19 protein-coding genes are annotated in these 20,346 nt (G+C 64.9%); 14 read left to right on the top strand and 5 right to left on the bottom strand.

The features are described from left to right. Nucleotides 1-13 precede the first annotated feature (13 nt). Nucleotides 14-877 (top strand): outer envelope protein, encoded by an 864-nt coding sequence (locus ACEN9F_RS05775; RefSeq protein WP_413418723.1) that lies wholly within the window; start codon nt 14-16, stop codon nt 875-877. 7 nt (nt 878-884) lie between these two features. Here the strand turns inward: ACEN9F_RS05775 and ACEN9F_RS05770 are convergent, their stop codons facing one another. Next, the gene (locus ACEN9F_RS05770) at nt 885-1,964 is read right to left on the bottom strand and encodes a substrate-binding domain-containing protein (protein WP_413418721.1); all 1,080 of its coding nucleotides are present in this window, start codon (nt 1,962-1,964) and stop codon (nt 885-887) included. A 132-nt stretch (nt 1,965-2,096) separates the two neighbouring features. On the opposite strand from ACEN9F_RS05770, the gene ACEN9F_RS05765 reads away from it, so the two are divergent. The 4 genes from ACEN9F_RS05765 to ACEN9F_RS05750 all read left to right on the top strand — a co-directional run bounded on the left by ACEN9F_RS05765 (nt 2,097) and on the right by ACEN9F_RS05750 (nt 7,293). Beyond that, nucleotides 2,097-2,588: a formate dehydrogenase subunit gamma gene (locus tag ACEN9F_RS05765; protein WP_413418719.1), complete on the top strand. Its 492-nt coding sequence runs from the start codon at nt 2,097-2,099 to the stop codon at nt 2,586-2,588. Next, on the top strand, nt 2,585-4,150 hold the full coding sequence (locus ACEN9F_RS05760) for a formate dehydrogenase beta subunit (protein ID WP_413418717.1): 1,566 nt from the start codon (nt 2,585-2,587) through the stop codon (nt 4,148-4,150). Before ACEN9F_RS05765 ends, ACEN9F_RS05760 begins: the two co-directional genes overlap by 4 nt. A 66-nt stretch (nt 4,151-4,216) precedes the next feature. Next, entirely contained in the window at nt 4,217-7,018 is a 2,802-nt protein-coding gene (gene fdhF, locus ACEN9F_RS05755) for a formate dehydrogenase subunit alpha (RefSeq protein WP_413426976.1), read from the top strand. A gap of 14 nt (nt 7,019-7,032) precedes the next feature. After that, nucleotides 7,033-7,293 (top strand): formate dehydrogenase subunit delta, encoded by a 261-nt coding sequence (locus ACEN9F_RS05750; protein WP_413418715.1) that lies wholly within the window; start codon nt 7,033-7,035, stop codon nt 7,291-7,293. Here ACEN9F_RS05750 and ACEN9F_RS05745 read toward each other — a convergent pair. Beyond that, a complete protein-coding gene (locus tag ACEN9F_RS05745) occupies nt 7,290-8,270 on the bottom strand; it encodes an NAD(P)H-quinone oxidoreductase (protein WP_413418713.1) in 981 nt (326 codons plus the stop codon). The two genes, ACEN9F_RS05750 and ACEN9F_RS05745, sit on opposite strands and share 4 nt — an antisense overlap. Before the next feature lie 284 nt (nt 8,271-8,554). Between ACEN9F_RS05745 and frc (ACEN9F_RS05740) the strand changes: the two genes are divergently transcribed. Genes frc (ACEN9F_RS05740) through ACEN9F_RS05730 form a run of 3 tightly spaced genes read left to right on the top strand, consistent with a single transcriptional unit; the run spans nt 8,555 to nt 11,308 of the window. Next, nucleotides 8,555-9,802 carry a formyl-CoA transferase gene (gene frc, locus ACEN9F_RS05740; RefSeq protein ID WP_413418711.1) on the top strand — a complete coding sequence of 416 codons (1,248 nt, stop codon included), beginning with the start codon at nt 8,555-8,557 and terminating at the stop codon, nt 9,800-9,802. A gap of 22 nt (nt 9,803-9,824) precedes the next feature. Then, complete coding sequence (locus tag ACEN9F_RS05735) at nt 9,825-10,367, top strand: TIM barrel protein (protein ID WP_413418709.1); 543 nt, start codon at nt 9,825-9,827, stop codon at nt 10,365-10,367. Beyond that, nucleotides 10,364-11,308 (top strand): histone deacetylase family protein, encoded by a 945-nt coding sequence (locus ACEN9F_RS05730; protein ID WP_413418707.1) that lies wholly within the window; start codon nt 10,364-10,366, stop codon nt 11,306-11,308. Before ACEN9F_RS05735 ends, ACEN9F_RS05730 begins: the two co-directional genes overlap by 4 nt. On the opposite strand, the gene ACEN9F_RS05725 is transcribed toward ACEN9F_RS05730, so the two are convergent. Next, the gene (locus ACEN9F_RS05725; protein ID WP_413418705.1) at nt 11,305-12,225 is read right to left on the bottom strand and encodes a LysR family transcriptional regulator; all 921 of its coding nucleotides are present in this window, start codon (nt 12,223-12,225) and stop codon (nt 11,305-11,307) included. The genes ACEN9F_RS05730 and ACEN9F_RS05725 overlap by 4 nt on opposite strands. 122 nt (nt 12,226-12,347) lie before the next feature. Here ACEN9F_RS05725 and ACEN9F_RS05720 point away from each other — a divergent pair, with 122 nt between their 5' ends. The 4 genes from ACEN9F_RS05720 (at nt 12,348) to ACEN9F_RS05705 (ending at nt 16,129) form a co-directional block, all read left to right on the top strand. Continuing rightward, complete coding sequence (locus ACEN9F_RS05720; RefSeq protein WP_413418703.1) at nt 12,348-12,680, top strand: hypothetical protein; 333 nt, start codon at nt 12,348-12,350, stop codon at nt 12,678-12,680. A gap of 206 nt (nt 12,681-12,886) precedes the next feature. After that, nucleotides 12,887-14,218: an oxalate/formate MFS antiporter gene (gene oxlT, locus ACEN9F_RS05715; protein WP_413418701.1), complete on the top strand. Its 1,332-nt coding sequence runs from the start codon at nt 12,887-12,889 to the stop codon at nt 14,216-14,218. Nucleotides 14,219-14,330: 112 nt separating this feature from the next. After that, a complete protein-coding gene (locus ACEN9F_RS05710; RefSeq protein ID WP_413418699.1) occupies nt 14,331-15,098 on the top strand; it encodes a fumarylacetoacetate hydrolase family protein in 768 nt (255 codons plus the stop codon). Between the two features lie 17 nt (nt 15,099-15,115). Continuing rightward, nucleotides 15,116-16,129 carry a 2-dehydropantoate 2-reductase gene (locus ACEN9F_RS05705; RefSeq protein WP_413418697.1) on the top strand — a complete coding sequence of 338 codons (1,014 nt, stop codon included), beginning with the start codon at nt 15,116-15,118 and terminating at the stop codon, nt 16,127-16,129. Nucleotides 16,130-16,183: 54 nt separating this feature from the next. On the opposite strand, the gene ACEN9F_RS05700 is transcribed toward ACEN9F_RS05705, so the two are convergent. Both ACEN9F_RS05700 and ACEN9F_RS05695 read right to left on the bottom strand, forming a co-directional pair. After that, nucleotides 16,184-16,348: a hypothetical protein gene (locus ACEN9F_RS05700; protein WP_413418695.1), complete on the bottom strand. Its 165-nt coding sequence runs from the start codon at nt 16,346-16,348 to the stop codon at nt 16,184-16,186. A gap of 197 nt (nt 16,349-16,545) precedes the next feature. Beyond that, nucleotides 16,546-17,154, bottom strand: a complete 609-nt coding sequence (locus ACEN9F_RS05695; RefSeq protein WP_413418693.1) for a Crp/Fnr family transcriptional regulator — start codon at nt 17,152-17,154, stop codon at nt 16,546-16,548. A 177-nt stretch (nt 17,155-17,331) separates the two neighbouring features. On the opposite strand from ACEN9F_RS05695, the gene oxc reads away from it, so the two are divergent. Both oxc and frc (ACEN9F_RS05685) read left to right on the top strand, forming a co-directional pair. After that, entirely contained in the window at nt 17,332-19,041 is a 1,710-nt protein-coding gene (oxc, locus tag ACEN9F_RS05690) for an oxalyl-CoA decarboxylase (protein WP_413418691.1), read from the top strand. A 30-nt stretch (nt 19,042-19,071) separates the two neighbouring features. Further along, nucleotides 19,072-20,325 carry a formyl-CoA transferase gene (gene frc / locus ACEN9F_RS05685; protein WP_413418689.1) on the top strand — a complete coding sequence of 418 codons (1,254 nt, stop codon included), beginning with the start codon at nt 19,072-19,074 and terminating at the stop codon, nt 20,323-20,325. Nucleotides 20,326-20,346 lie beyond the last annotated feature (21 nt).

Below are 20,346 nucleotides of genomic sequence, written 5' to 3'. Positions count from 1 at the left end.
GAAAACCATAAAAATGAAAACGAGACAAATTCCTCAGCTGTTCTGCATCGCTTGTGTCTTCATCTCGGGCGGCGTGCACGCCGCCGACTGGAGCGATACGTCGATCAGCTGGCGCTACGGCCAGGACTTCCGCGAGCCGTTCAATTCCAGCGACATCTCCAAGCACATCGTGGCGCTCACGCATGTCAGCGGCTACAAGTACGGCACCAACTACTTCAACGCCGACTTCCTGATGTCCGACAAAAACGACCCGGCGTCGCTGACGCAGAAATCCGGCGCCAACGAAGCGTATATCCTGTACCGCAACACGGTCGACCTGAGCAAGGTCACCGGCGGCGAATACAAGTTCGGCCCGGTGCGCGGGTTGGGCATCACGGGCGGCTTCGACGTCAACACCAAGAACGACGTCGGCTACAACTCGCGCAAGCGCATGCTGGTGCTGGGGCCGACGCTGATGTGGGACGTGCCGGCCGGGCACTTCAACACCAGCCTGTTCCTGGTCAACGAGAGCAACGCGCCAAGCGGCGCCTTCCCGCCGATCTCCAACGTCGGTGGACGCTATACCTACAAGACGCATGCGATGCTGTCGTCCGAGTGGGGGATTCCGGTCGGTTCGCTGTGGTCGTTCGAAGGCTATGCGAACTTCCTGGCCCAGAAGGGCAAGGACGAAGTGGGCAACGACACCGGCGCCGAGACCAATATCGACATGCAGCTGATGCTGGACGTGGGCGCGGCAATGGGACGCGCGAAGAATGTGTTCCGGGTCGGCGTCGAGTACCAGTACTGGCGCAACAAGTTCGGCAACACCTCCGCCACCACCGGCGGCCAGGGCTATGTCGCCAGGACGCCGATGATACGGGCCGAGTATCACTTCTAGGTGATCACTAGACTTTGACTTCAGGGAACAGCGCCTGCAGCGCCAGGCGCTGGCCGCTTAGCGCGCCGTCGTAGCCGGGCAGGGCGGCCAGGGTGCCCTTGAAGCCGTCGCTCTCCATCACCGTCAGCGCCGCGGCCACCAGCGGCGCGGCGGGCGCTTCCCGGGCGCAGGCGAAGAAGTAGCGTTCGCGTATCACCGGCACGAAATCGAGGTCGAAGCGGCGCGCGGCGGTTTCCACGCCAAAGCCGGCGTCGGCCATGTCGCTGGCGACATAGGCCGCCACCGCCGCGTGGGTGAATTCGGCGCTGTCGAAGCCGTTGATGGCGTCCGGCGCGATGTTATGGCCGTCCAGCAACAATTCCAGCAGCAGCCGCGTGCCGGAGCCGCGCTGGCGGTTGACGAAACGGATATCGGGCCGGGCCAGGTCGGCCAGCGAGCGGATATCCTTCGGGTTGCCCTTGGCGACAAATATCCCTTGCATGCGGAAAGCCAGGTGGATCAGCATATGGCGCGCCGGATCCAGCCATGGCAGATACTTGGCCGCCGCCGCCCCCTCGTAGTCGCCGACCGGCAGGTGGAAGCCGGCCAGGTCGCACTCGCCGCGCGCCAGGGCGGTCACGGCCTCGGTGCTGCTGCGGTATTGCAGGTCGACCAGCACGTCCTGCTGCTCCAGCCGGTTGACCAGCGCCGCCACCGCGAAACCGTGCGAGGCGGTCAGGCGCAACGCCGGCGGGCGCTCGTCGAGCAGGCTGGCCAGTTCCTGCTGCAATTCCGAGGCCAGGCTGTCGAGCATGGGGCTGAGCCGGGCGCTGATGCGCTTGTCGGCCCAGAGCAGCTTGTCGGCCAGCGGCGACAGCACCGTTCCCTGCCCACGCGACTTGTGTACCAGCTCGGCGCCGAACTGCTCGTTGAACTCCCGCAGCAGTCCCCAGGCGTGGCGGTAGGAGATGCCGCGGGCCGTCGCCGCCTGGCTGATACTGCCCGAACTGCGCACCGCCTCCAGTAAACCCAGCAGCACCGGCAATGACACCGCCCGCCCGCTAGGTTGGCGCAATACCCAGTCGGGTTGGATCTCAACTTTGATCATATGCAAAATCCTTCATATTGCTTCGTTGTTTTTACAGTGCTAGCCTAGGGGCATGCGTTAATAATACGCGTGATATATGCTAAGTAGAACATATGCGCGCCCGTAGCACACGATAAAAAACACGGAGACATCATGTCGCAGCGTACACCCCAGGCCCAGACCGATATAGCCGCCCAGGCCAACGCCATTCTTGCCGCCAGCAGCGGCACCCAGGACCAGCTGTTGCCGGTCCTGCACGCGATCCAGGACGCGGTCGGCTACATTCCACCCGACCAGGTGGTGCAGATCGCCAGCACCTTCAACCTGTCGCGCGCCGAAGTGCATGGCGTGATCACGTTCTACCACTACTTCCGTACCGAACCGCCTGCGCGGCAGGTGGTGCAGATTTGCCGCGCCGAGGCTTGCCAGAGCATGGGCGGCGACGCGCTGCTGGCGCATGCCGAGCGGGCGTTGGGCTGCAAGCTGCACGCCCACAGCGGCGACGGCGCCTTCGCGCTGGAGCCGGTCTACTGCCTGGGACAGTGCGCCACCGCGCCGTCGCTGATGATCAACGAGGCGTTGCACGCGCGCGTCACGCCGGCCCGCTTCGACGCGCTGCTGGCCAAGGCCAAGGAGGCAGCATGAGCATCCGTATCTATATTCCCGGCGATTCGACCGCATTGGCGCTGGGCGCCGACGACGTGGCGACGGCCATCGCCGCCGAAGCGGCGCGCCGGGGTGTCGACGTCGACATCGTGCGCAACGGCACGCGCGGCCTGCTGTGGCTGGAACCGCTGGTGGAAGTCGCCACGGCGGACGGCCGCATCGGCTTCGGCCCGGTCGACGCCACCGATGTCGCCGCGTTGTTCGACGCCGGCTTCCATCTGGGGCAGGGCGGCCATCCGCTGGCGCTGGGCCTGGTCGAGCAGATCCCATATCTGGCCAAGCAAAGCCGCTTGACCTTCGTCCGCGCCGGCGTCACCGATCCGCTCTCGCTGGCCGACTACGAAGCGCATGACGGCTACAAGGGCCTGCGCAACGCGCTGGCGATGGAACCGGCCGCCATCGTCGCCGCCGTGACCGCGTCCGGCCTGCGCGGCCGCGGCGGCGCCGCGTTCCCGACCGGGATCAAGTGGAACACCGTGCTGAAGGCGGGCGGTTCCCAGAAATACATCGTCTGCAACGCCGACGAGGGCGATTCCGGCACCTTCGCCGACCGCATCGTGATGGAAGGCGATCCCTTCATGCTGATCGAAGGCATGACCATCGCCGGCCTGGCCGTGGGCGCCAACAAAGGCTACATCTACGTGCGCAGCGAATATCCGCACGCGATCGCCAACCTGAACCACGCCATCGCCAGCGCCGTCAAGGCCGGCTTCCTGGGCGCCAACATCCTGGGCTCGGGACGCGGCTTCGACCTCGAAGTGCGCAAGGGCGCCGGCGCCTACATCTGCGGCGAGGAAACCGCGCTGCTTGAATCGATCGAGGGCAAGCGCGGCGTGGTGCGCGCCAAGCCGCCGCTGCCCGCGTTGTCCGGCCTGTTCGGCCTGCCGACCGTGATCAACAACGTGCTGTCGCTGGCCGCCGTGCCGCTGATCCTCGAGAAGGGCGCGGCCTACTACCAGAACTACGGCATGGGCCGTTCGCGCGGCACCCTGCCGGTGCAACTGGCCGGCAATATCAAGCAGGGCGGCCTGATCGAACTGGCGTTCGGCGTCACCTTGCGCGACATCCTGTACGAATACGGCGGCGGCAGCGCCTCCGGCCGGCCGATCAAGGCGGTGCAGGTCGGTGGTCCGCTGGGCGCGTATTTACCCGAATCGCAGTGGGACACGCCGCTCGACTACGAGGCATTCGCCGCGCTGTGGGCGGTGCTGGGCCACGGCGGCATCGTGGTGCATGACGAGAGCGCCGACATGAGCAAGCTGGCGCGCTACGCCATGGAATTCTGCGCGGTCGAATCGTGCGGCAAATGCACGCCGTGCCGCATCGGCTCCACCCGTGGCGTCGAGGTGATCGACAAGATCACCGCCAACGCCGACGGCGAACGTCCGCGCCAGGTCATCCTGCTGCGCGAACTGTGCGACACCATGCTGCATGGCTCGCTGTGCGCGATGGGCGGCATGACGCCGTACCCCGTGCTGTCGGCCCTGAACCACTTCCCGCAAGATTTCGGCCAGGTCCCTGAAGACCAGCGCGCCGCCTAGGAGAACAATATGATCGAAACCATCATCGCCCGCGACCTGGGCACCCCGCCGCCGCTGAACCCGAACATGGAGTTCGTCACCCTGACCATCGACGGCGAGCGCGTGACGGTCGCCGCCGGCACCTCGGTGATGCGCGCCGCCGCCGAAAGCGGCACCAATATTCCCAAACTGTGCGCCACCGACAGCCTGGAGCCGTTCGGCTCCTGCCGTCTGTGCCTGGTCGAGATCGAGGGCCGGCGCGGCTACCCGGCCTCCTGCACCACGCCGGTGGAAGAGGGCATGGTGGTGCGCACCCAGACCTCCAAGCTGCAGGAACTGCGCAAGGGCGTGATGGAGCTGTACATCTCCGACCACCCGCTGGACTGCCTGACCTGCCCGGCCAACGGCAATTGCGAGCTGCAGGACATGGCCGGCGTGACCGGCCTGCGCGAAGTGCGCTACGGCTATGAGGGCGAGAACCACCTGAAGCTGAAGAAGGACGAATCGAATCCCTACTTCACCTTCGACTCGTCCAAGTGCATCGTCTGCAACCGCTGCGTGCGGGCCTGCGAGGAAACCCAGGGCACCTTCGCGCTGACCATCTCCGGGCGCGGCTTCGAGTCGCGCGTCTCGGCCGGCGCCGGCGAGTCGTTCATGGAATCGGAATGCGTGTCCTGCGGCGCCTGCGTCGAGGCCTGCCCGACCGCCACGCTGCAGGAAAAATCGGTGATCTGGCTGGGCCAGGCCGAACACAAGGTCACCACCACTTGCGCCTATTGCGGCGTCGGTTGCTCGCTCGATGCGGAGATGAAGGGCAGCGAAGTGGTGCGCATGGTGCCGTCGAAGGACGGCAAGGCCAACGAAGGCCACGCTTGCGTCAAGGGCCGCTTCGCGTGGGGCTATGCGACCCACAAGGACCGCATCCTGAAGCCGATGATACGCTCGAAGATCACCGATCCGTGGAAGGAAGTGTCCTGGGACGAGGCGCTCGACTACGCGGCGTCCGAATTCAAGCGCATCCAGGCCAAGCATGGCCAGGATTCGATCGGCGGTATCGTCTCCTCGCGTTGCACCAACGAAGAGGGCTACCTGGTGCAGAAGCTGGTGCGCGCGGCGTTCGGCAACAACAACGTCGACACTTGCGCCCGCGTTTGCCATTCGCCGACCGGCTATGGCCTGAAACAGACGCTGGGCGAATCGGCCGGCACCCAGACCTTCGCCTCGGTGGCCAAGTCCGACGTCATCATGGTGATCGGCGCCAATCCGACCGACGGCCATCCGGTGTTCGCCTCGCGCATGAAGCGCCGCCTGCGCCAGGGCGCGAAGCTGATCGTCATCGATCCGCGCCGCATCGACCTGGTCAAGTCGCCGCACATCCGCTCGCAATTCCATTTGCAGCTGCGTCCCGGCACCAACGTCGCCATGGTCAGCTCGCTGGCCCACGTGATCGTCACCGAAGGCCTGCTGGCCGAGCAGTTCATCGCCGAACGTTGCGACGACCGCGCGTTCAACCAGTGGCGCGACTTCGTGGCGCAGGCGTCGAATTCGCCGGAGGCGATGGAATCGGTGACCGGCGTGCCGGCCGAGCAGGTACGCGGCGCGGCCCGTTTGTTCGCCACCGGCGGCAACGGCGCCATCTTCTACGGCCTGGGCGTGACCGAGCATGCGCAGGGTTCGACCACCGTGATGGGCATCGCCAACCTGGCCATGGCCACCGGCAACGTCGGCCGCGAAGGCGTTGGCGTCAATCCGCTGCGCGGCCAGAACAATGTGCAGGGTTCGTGCGACATCGGCTCCTTCCCGCACGAACTGCCGGGCTACCGCCACGTTTCCGACACCACCGTGCGCATGCAGTTCGAGGCCGCATGGGGCGTCGAGCTGCAGGCCGAACCAGGCCTGCGCATCCCGAACATGTTCGAGGCGGCGCTGGACGGCAGCTTCAAGGGCCTGTATTGCCAGGGCGAGGACATCGTCCAATCCGACCCGAACACCCAGCATGTGATCTCGGCGATGGAAGCAATGGAGTGCATCGTGGTGCAGGACATCTTCCTCAACGAAACCGCCAAGTACGCCCACGTGCTGCTGCCGGGTTCCTCGTTCCTGGAAAAGGACGGCACCTTCACCAACGCCGAGCGCCGCATCTCGCGCGTGCGCAAGGTGATGGCGCCGAAGGCCGGCTACGCCGACTGGGAAGTGACGGTGCAGCTGTCGAACCGCCTGGGCTATCCGATGAACTACAAGCATCCGTCGGAAATCATGGATGAAATCGCGCGTCTGACGCCGACCTTCAGCGGCGTCAGCTACGCCAAGCTGGAAAAGCTGGGCAGCATCCAGTGGCCGTGCAACGACGCCGCGCCGGAAGGCACGCCGACCATGCACATCGACAGCTTCGTGCGCGGCAAGGGGCGTTTCATCATCACGCAATACGTGCCGACCGACGAGAAGGTCACCCGCATGTATCCGCTGATCCTGACCACCGGCCGCATCCTGTCGCAGTACAACGTCGGCGCGCAGACGCGGCGCACCGAGAACGTCCAGTGGCATGCCGAGGACCGGCTGGAGATCCACCCGCACGACGCCGAGGAGCGAGGCATCAAGGACGACCAGTGGGTCGGCATCCAGAGCCGCGCCGGCGAGACCGTGCTGCGCGCGCTGGTGACCGAGCGCATGCAGCCGGGCGTGGTCTACACCACCTTCCACTTCCCTGAATCGGGCGCCAATGTGATCACCACCGAGAACTCGGACTGGGCCACCAACTGCCCGGAATACAAGGTCACGGCGGTGCAGGTGATGCCGGTGCAGCAGCAGTCCGACTGGCAGCTGGAGTTCGCGCGCTTCCACGAAGAGCAGATGGCCCACAAGGACGCCGCGGCGGTCCAGCCGGCATAAGGAGAACCGATACAATGAACGTACATCACCTGGTCACCATGGCCAACCAGATCGGCTCCTTCTTCGCGTCCTATCCGGACCAGGAGGAGGCCAGCACGGAGATCGCCAACCATCTGCAGCGCTTCTGGGCGCCGCTGATGCGCCACAAGCTGCTGGCGCACGTCGCCGAGCGGCAGGGCGAAGGGCTGGATCCGGCCGTGCTGGCGGCCATCCGTGCCAACATCAAGCGTTTGACGCCGCCGCCGCTGCGGCTGACGGCGCACGCCGAAGGCTAGGCCACCTGCAGCATCACCTTGCCGATGTGCGCGCTGGTTTCCATCAGCGCGTGCGCTTCGGCGGCCTGCTCCAGCGGGTAGGTGCGGTAGATGACCGGCTTGATCAAGCGGTCCTCGATCAGCGGCCAGACCCGCGCGCGCAGCTGGCGGGCGATCGCGGCCTTGAACGCCACCGGACGCGGACGCAGCGTGGAACCGGTCACGGTCAGGCGCCGCAGCAGGATCTGCCCGAGCGGCACCTCGGCCCTCGAGCCGCCCAGCAGCGCGATGAACACCAAGCGTCCATCGTCGGCCAGGCAGTTGATCTCGCGCGGCACGTAGGCGCCGCCCACCATGTCCAGGATCACATCGACGCCCTTGCCGCCGGTGGCCGCCTTGACCACTTCCACGAAATCCCCGGTGCGGTAGTTGATCGCCTGGTCGGCGCCCAGTTCGACGCAGGCGCGGCATTTGTCGTCGGAGCCGGCGGTGGCGAACACGCGGTGGCCCAGGGCCTTGGCCAGCTGGATCGCCGTCACGCCGATGCCGGAGGTGCCGCCCTGCACCAGCAGGGTTTCGGCCGGCGCCAGCGCGGCGCGGTCGAACACATTGCTCCACACGGTGAACAAGGTCTCCGGCAGCGATGCCGCCTCCAGCGGCGACAAGCCCCGCGGGATCGGCAGGCACAGCTCGATCTGCGCCGGGCAGTACTGCGCGTAGCCGCCGCCCTGGACCAGCGCGCACACCATGTCGCCGATGTGGAAACCGCTGTCGCCGACATGACCGGCGACGATTTCGCCCGCCACCTCCAGCCCGGGCAGATCGGAGGCGCCGGGCGGCACCGGGTATTTGCCGGCGCGCTGCAGCAGGTCGGGCCGGTTGATGCCGGCCGCGTGGACTTTGATCAGCACCTGGCCGGGCAGCAGCGACGGACGCTGGCGCTCGCACAGCTGCAGGACCTCGGGCCCGCCGGGCTGGGTGATTTCGATGGCTCGCATGATCATGGCTTCCTCTTCTGTGATGGGGGAAGCCGATGGTAGGCGCGGGCCCGGAAAAATCACCATGACCGCAGTCAATTTTCCGCAAGACAGGGTGGCGGCAGGGCGCCGCGGCCATCTTGCTAATCTTGACCGAGGTCAATGAGAGTTTTCACCCCCGCTGCCTATGATGGTGTCATCCTTGGCGCCAGACCGCATTTTGCGCCGCAGCAAAACTAATGAAACAGCTATGTGCCGCAGCGGTGCATACTATCAAAAAAATTATAAATTGTTTGGAGACAGTAATGAGCAAAGCATTAGATGGAGTGCGCGTACTCGATTTCACCCACGTGCAGTCGGGACCGACCTGCACGCAGCTGTTGGCGTGGTTCGGCGCCGACGTGATCAAGGTTGAGCGGGCCGGGGAGGGCGACGCCACGCGCGGCCAGCTGCGTGATATTCCGGGCGTCGACAGCCTGTATTTCACCATGCTGAACCACAACAAGCGTTCGATCACGCTCGACACCAAGAAACAGATGGGCAAGCAGGTGCTGGAGACGCTGATCAAGGATTGCGACGTGCTGGTCGAGAATTTCGCCCCCGGCGCGCTGGACCGCATGGGCTTCAGCTGGGAACGCATCCAGGAACTGAACCCGCGCATGATCGTGGCCTCGGTCAAGGGCTTCGGTCCCGGCCCTTACCAGCATTGCAAGGTCTATGAGAACGTCGCGCAGTGCGCCGGCGGTTCGGCCGCCACCACCGGTTTCGACGACGGCCCGCCGGTGGTCACCGGCGCCCAGATCGGCGACAGCGGCAGCGGCCTGCACCTGGCGCTGGGCATCGTCACCGCGCTGTACCAGCGCAACGCCAGCGGGCGCGGGCAGAAGGTCGACACCGCCATGCAGGACGCCGTGCTGAACCTGTGCCGCGTCAAGCTGCGCGACCAGCAGCGCCTGGAGCGCACCGGCACGATGGAGGAATATCCGCAGTTCGCCAACGGCACCTTCGGCGATTCGGTGCCGCGCGCCGGCAACGCCTCCGGCGGCGGCCAGCCGGGCTGGATCCTCAAGTGCAAGGGCTGGGAGACCGATCCGAACGCCTACATCTACTTCATCGCCCAGGCGCCGGTGTGGCCGGCGATCTGCCAGGTGATCGGGCGCGAAGGCTGGATCACCGATCCCGACTACGCCACCGCGCGCGCGCGCCTGCCGCGCCTGATGGCCATCTTCGCCACGGTCGAGGAGTGGACCCGCGAGCACACCAAGTTCGAGGTGATGGACATCCTCAACAAGTTCGACATCCCGTGCGGGCCCATCCTGTCGATGAAGGAAATCGCCGAGGAACCGTCGCTGCGCGCCAGCGGCACCATCGTCGAGGTCGACCATCCGGAGCGCGGCAAGTACCTGACGGTGGGCAATCCGATCAAGCTGTCGGACAGCCCGACCGACGTCACCCGCTCGCCGCTGCTGGGCGAGCACACCGACGAGGTGTTGCGCGAGCTGGGCTACAACGCCGAGCAGATCGCCGCGCTGCGCGACGAGCGCGTGATCTGAGGCGCCAGCCCGAGCACGCGCCATGCCCTTACATGCGGCCAACCTGAACCGGCAGTTCGGCGAGCTGGGTTTCCTCGACCGTTTCGAAGCGGCGGCGCAAGCCGGCTTCGACGGCGTGGAATTCCTGTTCCCGTACTCGTACCCGGTCGAGCAGATCGCGCACCGGCTGTGCAGCCACGGGCTGCGGCTGGTGCAATACTGCCTGCCGGCCGGCGACTGGCCGGGCGGCGAGCGCGGCATCGCCTGCCATCCGGCGCGCGTGCGCGAATTCCGCTACGGCGTGGAGGAGGCGATCCGCTACGCCCGGCCGCTGGACGTGCGGCGGCTGCGCTGCCTGGCCGGCCTGACGCCGGCCGACGCGACGCCGGAACTGGCGCGCCTGACGCTGGTGGACAACCTGCGCTACGCCGCCGCGCTGCTCAAGCAGCACGGCATCGCCCTGATGATCGCGCCGCACGAGGGCGCCGGCGGCGCCGGCCACTTCCTCACCAGCCACGGCCAGGCGCTGGCCATCATCCGCGATACCGGCTCGGACAATCTGTTCCTACAGGAAGAATGCTCATGAAACAGCCAACCCGGCACACCCGCGTGTACACCCATGTCGATTGCTATGACCACCAGCCGGGCGACGGCCACCCGGAGTCGCCGCAGCGGCTGGCGGTGGTGCTGGAGGCGCTGAAGGCGCCCGAGTTCGCCGCGCTGGATTGGCAGGAGGCGCCGCTGGGCACCCGCGCCCAGGCCGAACTGATACACGACGCCGACTACTACGACGAGGTCGCCGAGGCGATGCCGCTGCGGGGCACGGTGCCGCTGGACGGCGGCGACACGCTGCTGTCGCCCGGTTCCTGGCGGGCCGTCATGCGCTGCATCGGCGCGGCCTGCGCCGGCGTCGACGACGTCATGCTGGGCGAGGCCGTCAACGTGTTCTGCGCGACGCGGCCGTGCGGCCACCACGCCGAGCCGGACCGGGCGATGGGTTTTTGCATCTTCAACCAGGCGGCCATCGCCGCCGCCCACGCCAGCCGCGCCTACCAGCTGGAGCGGGTGGCGGTGGTCGACTTCGACGTCCACCACGGCAACGGCACGCAGGCGGCGTTCGCGCCGCTGACGGGGCTGTTCTACGCATCCTGCCACCAGTCGCCGCTGTACCCGGGCACCGGCTTGCGCAGCGAGACCGGCAGCCGCAACAACATCCTCAACGTGCCGTTGCCGCCGGGCTGCGATTCGGCCATGTTCCGCGACCGCGTGCGCTTCGAGCTGCTGCCGGCGCTGCGGGCGTGGGCGCCGCAGCTGCTGGTGATCTCGGCCGGCTTCGACGCCCACCGCGACGATCCGCTGGCCGGCCTGCAGCTGGGCGACGACGACTTCCACTGGATCACCCGCGAGCTGATGGCGGTGGCCGCCGAGAGCGCGCAGGGACGCATCGTCTCGATCCTGGAGGGCGGCTACAGCGTCGGCGGGCTGGCCGGCGGCGCCGCCGCCCATGTGCGCGCGCTGATGGCCTAGGCCGGCGCCAGGTACTGCTCGATCAGCGCGGCGCCGTCGCTGAGCAGGAATTGCTTGAACGCCAGCGCGACCGGCGGCAGGCGCTTGTTCTTGCGGTGCACCACGTACCAGTTCAACATCACCGGAAAACCCTCGACGTCCAGCACCACCAGGCTGCCGGCCTTCAGCTCCTGGCTGATGGTGTGCGCCGACAGGAAGGCCACGCCCATGCCGGCGATGACGGCCTGCTTGATGGTCTCGGTGCTGCGGATCTCCATCGCCACATTCAGCCGCTCCAGATGCGCGCCGAAGCCATCCTCCATCGAATTCCAGGTGTCCGAGCCGCGCTCGCGCACCACGAACGGCTCGGTCACGATGCGTTCGATGGCGATCCTGCGCCGGCCCGCCAGCGGATGCTGGGGCGGCGCCACGATCACGTAGGGATGGGGCGCAAACGGCGTGTGCGCGGCGTCGGCCTGCTGCGGCGGCCGCACCATCACCGCCAGGTCGGTGCGGTTGCTGACCAGCTGCTCGAGCAGCTCGGCACGGTTGTGCACCGTCAGGTTGAGCTTGACGCCCGGATGGCGCCGCGCGAATTCCACCATCAGGCGCGGGAAGAAATAATCGCCGGCGCTGATGACGGCCACGTTCAGCTTGCCGCCGGCGATGCCGCGGAATTGCGTCAGCGCGTCGTCGGCCTCCTGGAACTGCTGGATGATGGCGCGGCTGTGGTACAACAGCTCGGCGCCGCCCGGCGTCAGGTAGACCTTCTTGCCCAGCTGCTCGAACAGCACCAGGCCGGCATGGCCTTCCAGCGTCTTGATCTGGGTCGACACCGCCGGCTGCGTCAGGTGCAGCTCGGCGGCGGCGCGCGAAAAACTCAGGTGGCGCGCCACCGCCTCGAACACTTTCAGCTGGCGCAGGGTCGCGTGTTTCATTGCTTTGCCTATGTATACAGGATCATGAATGGATATGCCAAAAAGCTTTAACTATACCTAATCATTGTTACGCCCTACGATGGATTGGTCAACTGACAATTTTCCAACAAGAGGAGCAAACCATGAACGCGATCAGTTATCTGGAAACCGATACCACCGGCCTCGGCGAAGCGCAGCGCCAGGCCTATAACGCCGCCTTTTACGAGCTGGGCCTGCGCTGGCATTGGGACAGCAGCGATTACGATTGCCAGATGTGCGTCGAGAGCCAGCGCGCGCATCTGCGCCGCTACGTCGAGAGCCACCATCCGCACATGCTGAAGGTGTACGACGCCGAGTTCCTGGTGACCGCGATCCAGACCACGATGACGCGCTGCCTGGAGACCGGCCGCATCGGCGACGCCACCTTGGCCGCACCGAAATGGGCGGTTTTGCGGCACGGCGACACGGGTTTTTGAGCAATCGCGCGACGCCGCTATTTTTCGCTTGAAATAAATGAAAGAATGTCGAATCTTAACCGCGGTCAAGGATATCGGTTTTTGCTTCTTCCACAATCATCGCGTCGATCGGATTTTTAAACGTCCGCGGTGATACCGGCAGCAGCAGGTGTTTGCGCGGTCAACCAGACACGGTCCAACACTAAAAAATATATGGAGATAACGAAATGAAGCATGACGATGATATCGCGCCGGTGGTCAGGCCTCCTTCATACCGCTGGCTACAACTACTCATGGGCATAGTCTGTATGGCCATGATTGCCAACCTGCAGTATGGCTGGACCCTGTTCGTCAATCCTATCGCCGACAAGTACGGCTGGAGCAAAGCGGCCATCCAGGTCGCCTTCACCATCTTCATCCTGACCGAGACCTGGCTGGTGCCGGTCGAAGGTTGGGCGGTCGACAAATTCGGTCCGCGTCCGGTCGTGCTGTTCGGCGGCTTGCTGTGCGCGGTGGGCTGGGTCATGAATTCCTTTGCCGACTCGCTGACCTTGCTCTACATCGCTGCCGCCATCAGCGGTATCGGCGCCGGCGCCGTGTACGGCACCTGCGTCGGCTCCGCGCTGAAATGGTTCCCGGATCGCAGGGGGCTGGCGGCGGGCTTGACGGCGGCCGGCTTCGGGGCCGGATCGGCGGCCACCATCATCCCGATCTCGATGATGATCGCCAAGAGCGGCTATGAATCGACCTTCCTGACCTTCGGCATCGGCCAGGGCGTGATCGTGATGCTGCTGGCGCTGATGATGGTGCGTCCACCGGCCCACGTTCCGAGCAAGGTCCTCAAGCAGACCAAGGTGCAGCAGGCCCGCGCCGACTTCGGTCCGTCGCAGATCATCCGCAAGCCGGTGTTCTGGGTCATGTATGTGATGTTCGTCCTGGTGGCCGCCGGCGGCCTGATGGCGACCGCGCAAATGGGCCCGATCGCCAAGGACTTCAAGATCGACGGCGTCAACTTCAACGTCATGGGCATGGTGCTGCCGGCACTGACCTTCGCGCTGGCCATCGACCGTGTGCTGAACGGTTTGACGCGGCCCTTCTTCGGCTGGGTCTCGGACCAGATCGGCCGTGAAAAGACCATGTTCATCGCCTTTGCGCTGGAATCGGTCGGCATCCTCGCCTTGTACCACTGGGGCCGCGACCCGATCATGTTCGTCATCCTGACCGGCCTGGTGTTCTTTGCCTGGGGCGAGATCTACAGCCTGTTCCCCGCCACTTGCGCCGACACCTTCGGCACCAAGAACGCGGCGGGCAATGCCGGCCTGCTGTACACGGCCAAGGGCACGGCCTCGATCTTCGTGCCGCTGTCGAGCGTCATCACGGCCGCCACCGGCAGCTGGGAAGCGGTGTTCTTCGTCGGCTGCGGCCTGAACGCGGTGGCCGCCTTCATGGCCTGGTGGGTGCTGCGGCCGATGCGCAAGCGCTTCATGGATACCGCCGTGACCCCGGTCGCGGCTGCCGACAGCAACGAATTGACGACCGCCGCGCGGCTCGCCAACTAGTCGCCCCACCTGACCTATATGCGCCGGCTGCTGCCACTGCTGTTGCTGCCCATGCTGCTGATCTAGCGGCAGTGGCGGTGGCCAGCCGGCGTCTTCATGAGACGAGAACGACATGATCCAACGCTGGCTGCGCTTCCAACATTTCGACACCGTGCGTTTCGGCACGGTGGAAGGCGAAAAAATCCGCATCTACCAGGGCGATATGTTCGACGCCCCTTCGCGCACCGACTTCACGCTGCAACTGGCCGACGTCAAGCTGTTGACGCCGGTGGTGCCCGGCAAGGTGCTGGCGATGTGGAACAACTTTCATGCGCTGGGCCAAAAGCTCGGCCTGGAACCACCGCCCGAACCGCTGTACCTGCTGAAAACGCCGAACTCCTACCTCGCACCCGGTGGCGCCATCCGCCAGCCGCTGTGCGAAGGCAAGGTCGCCTTCGAGGGCGAACTGGCGATCGTGATCGGCAAGACCTGTTTCAATGTGTCCGAGGCCGACGCCCCGGACCATATCTTCGGCTACACCTGTGCCAATGATGTCACCGTCAACGACATCATCAAGCGCGATCCGACCTTTCCGCAGTGGGTGCGGGCCAAGGGTTTCGATACCTTCTGCCCCTTCGGGCCGGTGATCGCCACCGGCCTGGACCCGGCCATGCTGGTGGTGCGGACCATCCTCAACCGTGAAGTCCGCCAGGACTACCCGATCAACGACATGGTGTTTTCGGCCGCCCAGCTGGTGAGCCGGATTTCCAGGGACATGACGCTCGATCCGGGCGACATGCTGCTGTGCGGCACCTCGGTCGGCGTCGGTTCGATGCGTCCGGGCAGCATTGTCGAGGTGGAGATCGATGGCATTGGGAAGCTCAGCAACAGTTTCGAGTAAAAACCAAGGAGCCGCAAATGAAAATCGCCATTGTAGGGGCGGGAGCAATAGGAGGATTAGTGGGGGCCAGGTTGGCCCTGGCAGGTGAGCAGGTCACGTTTCTGGTGCGGGGGGCCAACCTGCTGGCCATCCGCAACAAGGGCATCAAGTTGATCGAGCACGACGGCACCGAGCAGGTGGCCGCCAATGTGGCCGCGACCGACGACTATGCCGAGGCGGGACCGCAGGACCTGGTGATCCTGGCGCTGAAGGCGCACCAGGTGGCGGCGGTGGCCGATCAGCTGCCGCTGCTGTTCGGACCGGAGACCTGCGTGGTCACCATGCAGAACGGCATACCGTACTGGTATTTCCACCAGCACGGCGGCCAGCTGGAGGGACGGGCGGTGCTCAGCGTCGATCCGGACGGCCAGCTGGCGGCGCGCATACCGCCGTCGCGGGTGATCGGCTGCGTGGTCTATCCGGCCTCGGAGCTGGTGGCGCCGGGGGTGGTGCGGCATGTGGAGGGCGAGCGTTTTCCGCTGGGCGAGCTGGACGGCTCGGACAGTCCGCGGGTGCAGGCCATTTCGGCCTGCTTCACCCGGGCCGGCTTCAAGGCCCCGGTGCTGGACAATATCCGGTCCGAGATCTGGCTCAAGCTGTGGGGCAACCTGACCTTCAACCCGATCAGCGCGCTGTGCCATGCGACGCTGGAGGGCATCTGCCAGTATCCGCTGTCGCGCGAGCTGGCGGCCGACATGATGCGCGAGGCCGAAACGGTGGCCAACAAGCTGGGCGTGACGTTCCGCGTGACGCTGGACAAGCGGATCGCCGGCGCCGAGAAGGTGGGCCGTCACAAGACGTCGATGCTGATGGATATCGAGGCGGGACGCGGGCCGGAAATCGACGCGCTGGTCGGCTCGGTAGTGGAACTGGGGCGGTTTACCGACACCGCTACGCCCCATATCGACGCGGTGTATGCACTGGTCAAGCTACTGGAACGGACGATGTCCGATGAAAGAGGGCAGGTCAGGTTGCAGAAAATGGCGGCTTAAAAAAAACCGGGCATCCCATAAGGATGCCCGGTTGTTTTTTTTTGCGTTGCAATATTACATGCCCCAGGTGTAGGCGGCGTCGCTCTTGTCGCCGGCGGTGTCGGCGTCCAGTTGTTCGCGCAGGTTGACGGCGAACAGGGTTTCGATGATGAACATCAGGCTGAACGGCTGTGCCGGCGCGGGGTTCGACAGGTTTTGCTTGTTGGTGATGGTGGTCATGATGATTCCTTTGAAGTTAAAAAATCCGGTTTCCACATGGCTTGGGTGGGGTATGAATTCAGTATAGGCAGCCGGACTCCCGCCCGCCAATTGTGCGCTCGCATATCAGGTATAACTGATGTGAATATTGTCTATGGAGAACCCGCCTTTTCCTGATATTTCTCATTTCAGGATTCTTGACCGCGGTCAAGATTCGGCTAGATCTTTCCTTGGTTTTTCAGCCGGCTGAGCGTCTCGGGCGACAGGTTCAGGTAGGAAGCGAGTTGCTTCTTCGGCAAGCGCTCGAACATCTCGCTGTGCTTGCGCACAAAGCGGTGCACGCGGCCCGGCGCATCGAGCAGATGCAGGGTGATGGTGTGGCCCATGATTTCGCTCATCAGGTGCATCACTTCGTATTCGAAGCTGTGCTTGAGCTGGGAATGGCTTTCCATAAAAGCCACCCATTGCGGCATGGCCAGCTTGGCCACGCGCGCCTTGGTCACGCAGACGATGCTGTACGGCGTCGGCGTCTTCAGGCGCCAGGCCGCGTAGCTGGTCTCGATGTCGCGCTCGCAGGCGAAGCGCAGGATCATTTCCTTGGCCTCCTGGTTGGTCACGACGCGCTTGAGGATGCCGTCGAGGATGAAGTATTGCTCCATCTCGTGCACGCCCTGGTTCAGCAGCATGTCGCCCTTCTGGTAATCGACCACGCTCAGGTAAGGCTCCAGGGCCGCCATTTCACTTTCGCGCAGTTCTTTCAACACGATGTTCTGCCGCAATTGCACGCGCAGGATGTTGCGTTCGGGATGGTTGGCTAACAGCGTCATGACTCAGGCTCGATACTTATTTTGAAATGTTGGACATCTTCCTTTGAAAATTGACCGCGGTCAATGAGAGAAAACAAAGGGGCTCGCTATGATGGCCTCAACAACTTTCCGGACGCAGGGCACCCGGGGGATGCGCGGGGCAAGACCTTTATTAAACCAATATAAGAGACACTCATCATGACAAATAACACACAGTCATCCGAACAGACCGATGGTTTCCACCTGGTAATCGATGCGCTCAAGCACAACGACATCGAGACCATCTTCGGCCTGGTGGGCATTCCGATCACCGACCTGGCGCGCCTGGCGCAGGCTGAAGGCATGCGCTTCATCGGTTTCCGTCATGAGCAGCACGCGGGCAACGCCGCCGCCATTGCCGGCTACATGACGCAAAAGCCAGGCATCTGCCTGACCGTCTCGGCGCCGGGCTTCCTGAACGGCCTGACCGCGCTGGCCAACGCCACCACCAACTGCTTCCCGATGATCCTGATCAGCGGTTCGAGCGAACGCGAAATCGTCGACCTGCAGCAGGGCGACTACGAAGAGATGGACCAGCTGAACGCGGCCAAGCCGTACGCCAAGGCGTCGTACCGCATCAACAAGGCCGAGGACATCGGCATCGGCGTGGCGCGCGCGATCCGCGCCGCCGTCTCGGGTCGTCCGGGCGGCGTCTACCTCGACCTGCCGGCGCAATTGCTGGCGCAGGTGATCGACGCCGAACACGGCCGCAAGTCGCTGGTCAAGGTGGTCGATCCGGTGCCGCGCCAGATCCCGGCGCCGGACGCCGTGCAGCGCGCGCTGGACCTGCTGAAGGGCGCGAAGAAGCCGCTGATCCTGCTGGGCAAAGGCGCCGCCTACGCCCAGGCCGACGCCGACATCCGCGCGCTGGTCGAAGAGTCCGGCATTCCCTACCTGCCGATGTCGATGGCCAAGGGCTTGCTGCCGGACACCCACGAGCAGTCGGCCTCGGCCGCCCGTTCCTACGTGCTGGCCGAAGCCGACGTGGTGGTGCTGGTCGGCGCCCGCCTGAACTGGCTGCTGGCGCACGGCAAGGGCAAGACCTGGGGCGTGCCGAAGCAGTTCATCCAGATCGACATCTCGCCGACCGAGATCGACAGCAACGTGGCGATCGCCGCGCCGCTGATCGGCGACATCGGTTCCTGCGTGTCGGCGCTGCTGACCGGCATCCGCAGCGGCGGCCACGGCAAGCCTGACGCGGCCTGGACCGGCGCGATCGCCGAGCGCAAGGACAAGAACCTGACCAAGATGGCCGGCATGCTGAACCAAAATCCATCGCCGATGAATTTCCACAGCGCGCTGCGTTCGATCCGCGACGTGCTCAAGACCCGGCCCGACATCAACGTCGTCAACGAAGGCGCCAACACGCTGGACTTCGCCCGCAGCATCATCGACATGTACGAGCCGCGCAAGCGTTTCGACTCCGGCACCTGGGGCATCATGGGCATCGGCATGGGCTACGCGATTGGCGCCGCCGTCACCAGCGGCAAGCCGGTGGTGGCGATCGAGGGCGACAGCGCGTTCGGCTTCAGCGGCATGGAGCTGGAAACCATCTGCCGCTACGAGCTGCCGATCGTGACCATCGTCTTCAACAACAACGGCGTGTACCGCGGCACCGACGTCAACCCGACCGGCGGCAAGGATGTGGCGCCCACCGTGTTCGTCAAGAACGCCCGCTACGACAAGATGATCGAAGCCTTCGGCGGTGTCGGCTACCACGTCACCACCCCGGAAGAAATGACCAAGGCGCTGACGGAAGCGATCGCATCGGGCAAACCGACGCTGATCAACGCCGTCATCGACGAAACCGCAGGCACCGAGAGCGGCCGCCTGACCAACCTGAACCCCAGCACCGCAGGCAAGAAGTAAGCGTCATAAAACTACACCAGGAGACTTACCATGACTAAACCGTTAGAAGGCATCAAGATCATCGACTTCACCCACGTGCAAGCCGGTCCGGCCTGCACCCAGCTGCTGGCCTGGTATGGCGCCGATGTGATCAAGGTCGAGCGCCCAGGCGCCGGCGACGTGACCCGCTCGCAACTGCGCGACATCCCGGGCGTCGATGCGCTGTACTTCACCATGTTGAACAGCAATAAGAAATCGCTGACCCTGGACACCAAGACCGCCGAAGGAAAAGAAGTCCTGACGCGCCTGATCAAGCAGTCCGATGTGCTGGTGGAAAACTTCGGCCCCGGCGCGCTGGACCGCATGGGCTTCACCTGGGAGCACATCCGCGAACTGAACCCCGGCATGATCGTCGCATCGGTCAAGGGCTTCAGCGACGGCCACCACTACGAAGACTTGAAGGTCTATGAAAACGTCGCGCAGTGCGCCGGCGGCGCCGCCTCGACCACCGGCTTCGACGACGGCCCTCCGACCGTCAGCGCCGCCGCCCTGGGCGACAGCAACACCGGCATGCACCTGGCGATCGGCATCCTGACCGCGCTGCACGCCCGCAACCGCAACGGCGGCAAGGGCCAGAAGGTCGCCGTGTCGATGCAGGACAGCGTGCTGAACCTGTGCCGCGTCAAGCTGCGCGACCAGCAGCGCCTGGACCGCATCGGCTACCTGGAAGAGTATCCGCAGTACCCGCACGGCAGCTTCACCGACGTGGTGCCGCGCGGCGGCAATGCCGGCGGCGGCGGCCAGCCGGGCTGGGTGCTCAAGTGCAAGGGTTGGGAAACCGACAAGAACGCCTATATCTACTTCACCATCCAGGGCCACGCCTGGGCGCCGATCTGCAAGGCCATCGGCAAGCCGGAGTGGATCGATGATCCCGCCTACATGACCGCGCAAGCGCGCCAGGACAAGATCTTCGACATCTTCGGCACCATCGAAGCCTGGCTGGCGGACAAGACCAAGTTCGAAGCGGTCAACATCCTGCGCAAGTTCGACATCCCGTGCGCGCCGGTGATGACGATGAAGGAACTGGCCAACGATCCGTCGCTGCGCGAGAGCGGCACCATCGCCGAGGTGGACCACAAGGAACGCGGCAAGTACCTGACCGTGGGCAGCCCGATCAAGTTCTCCGACCTGAAGGTGGAAATCACCGGTTCGCCGCTGCTGGGCGAGCACACCAACGAAGTGCTGGAAACGCTGGGCTACAGCTCCAAGGAAATCGCCGCGCTGCACGCCGCGTCGGCGGTATGATGTTCATCTAGAAGGACGACG

Source organism: Duganella sp. CT11-25 (assembly GCF_047302815.1).
Lineage (GTDB): Bacteria > Pseudomonadota > Gammaproteobacteria > Burkholderiales > Burkholderiaceae_D > Rugamonas.
Note: the sequence above shows the minus strand (reverse complement) of the source record. Positions and strands in the feature narration are given on the sequence as shown.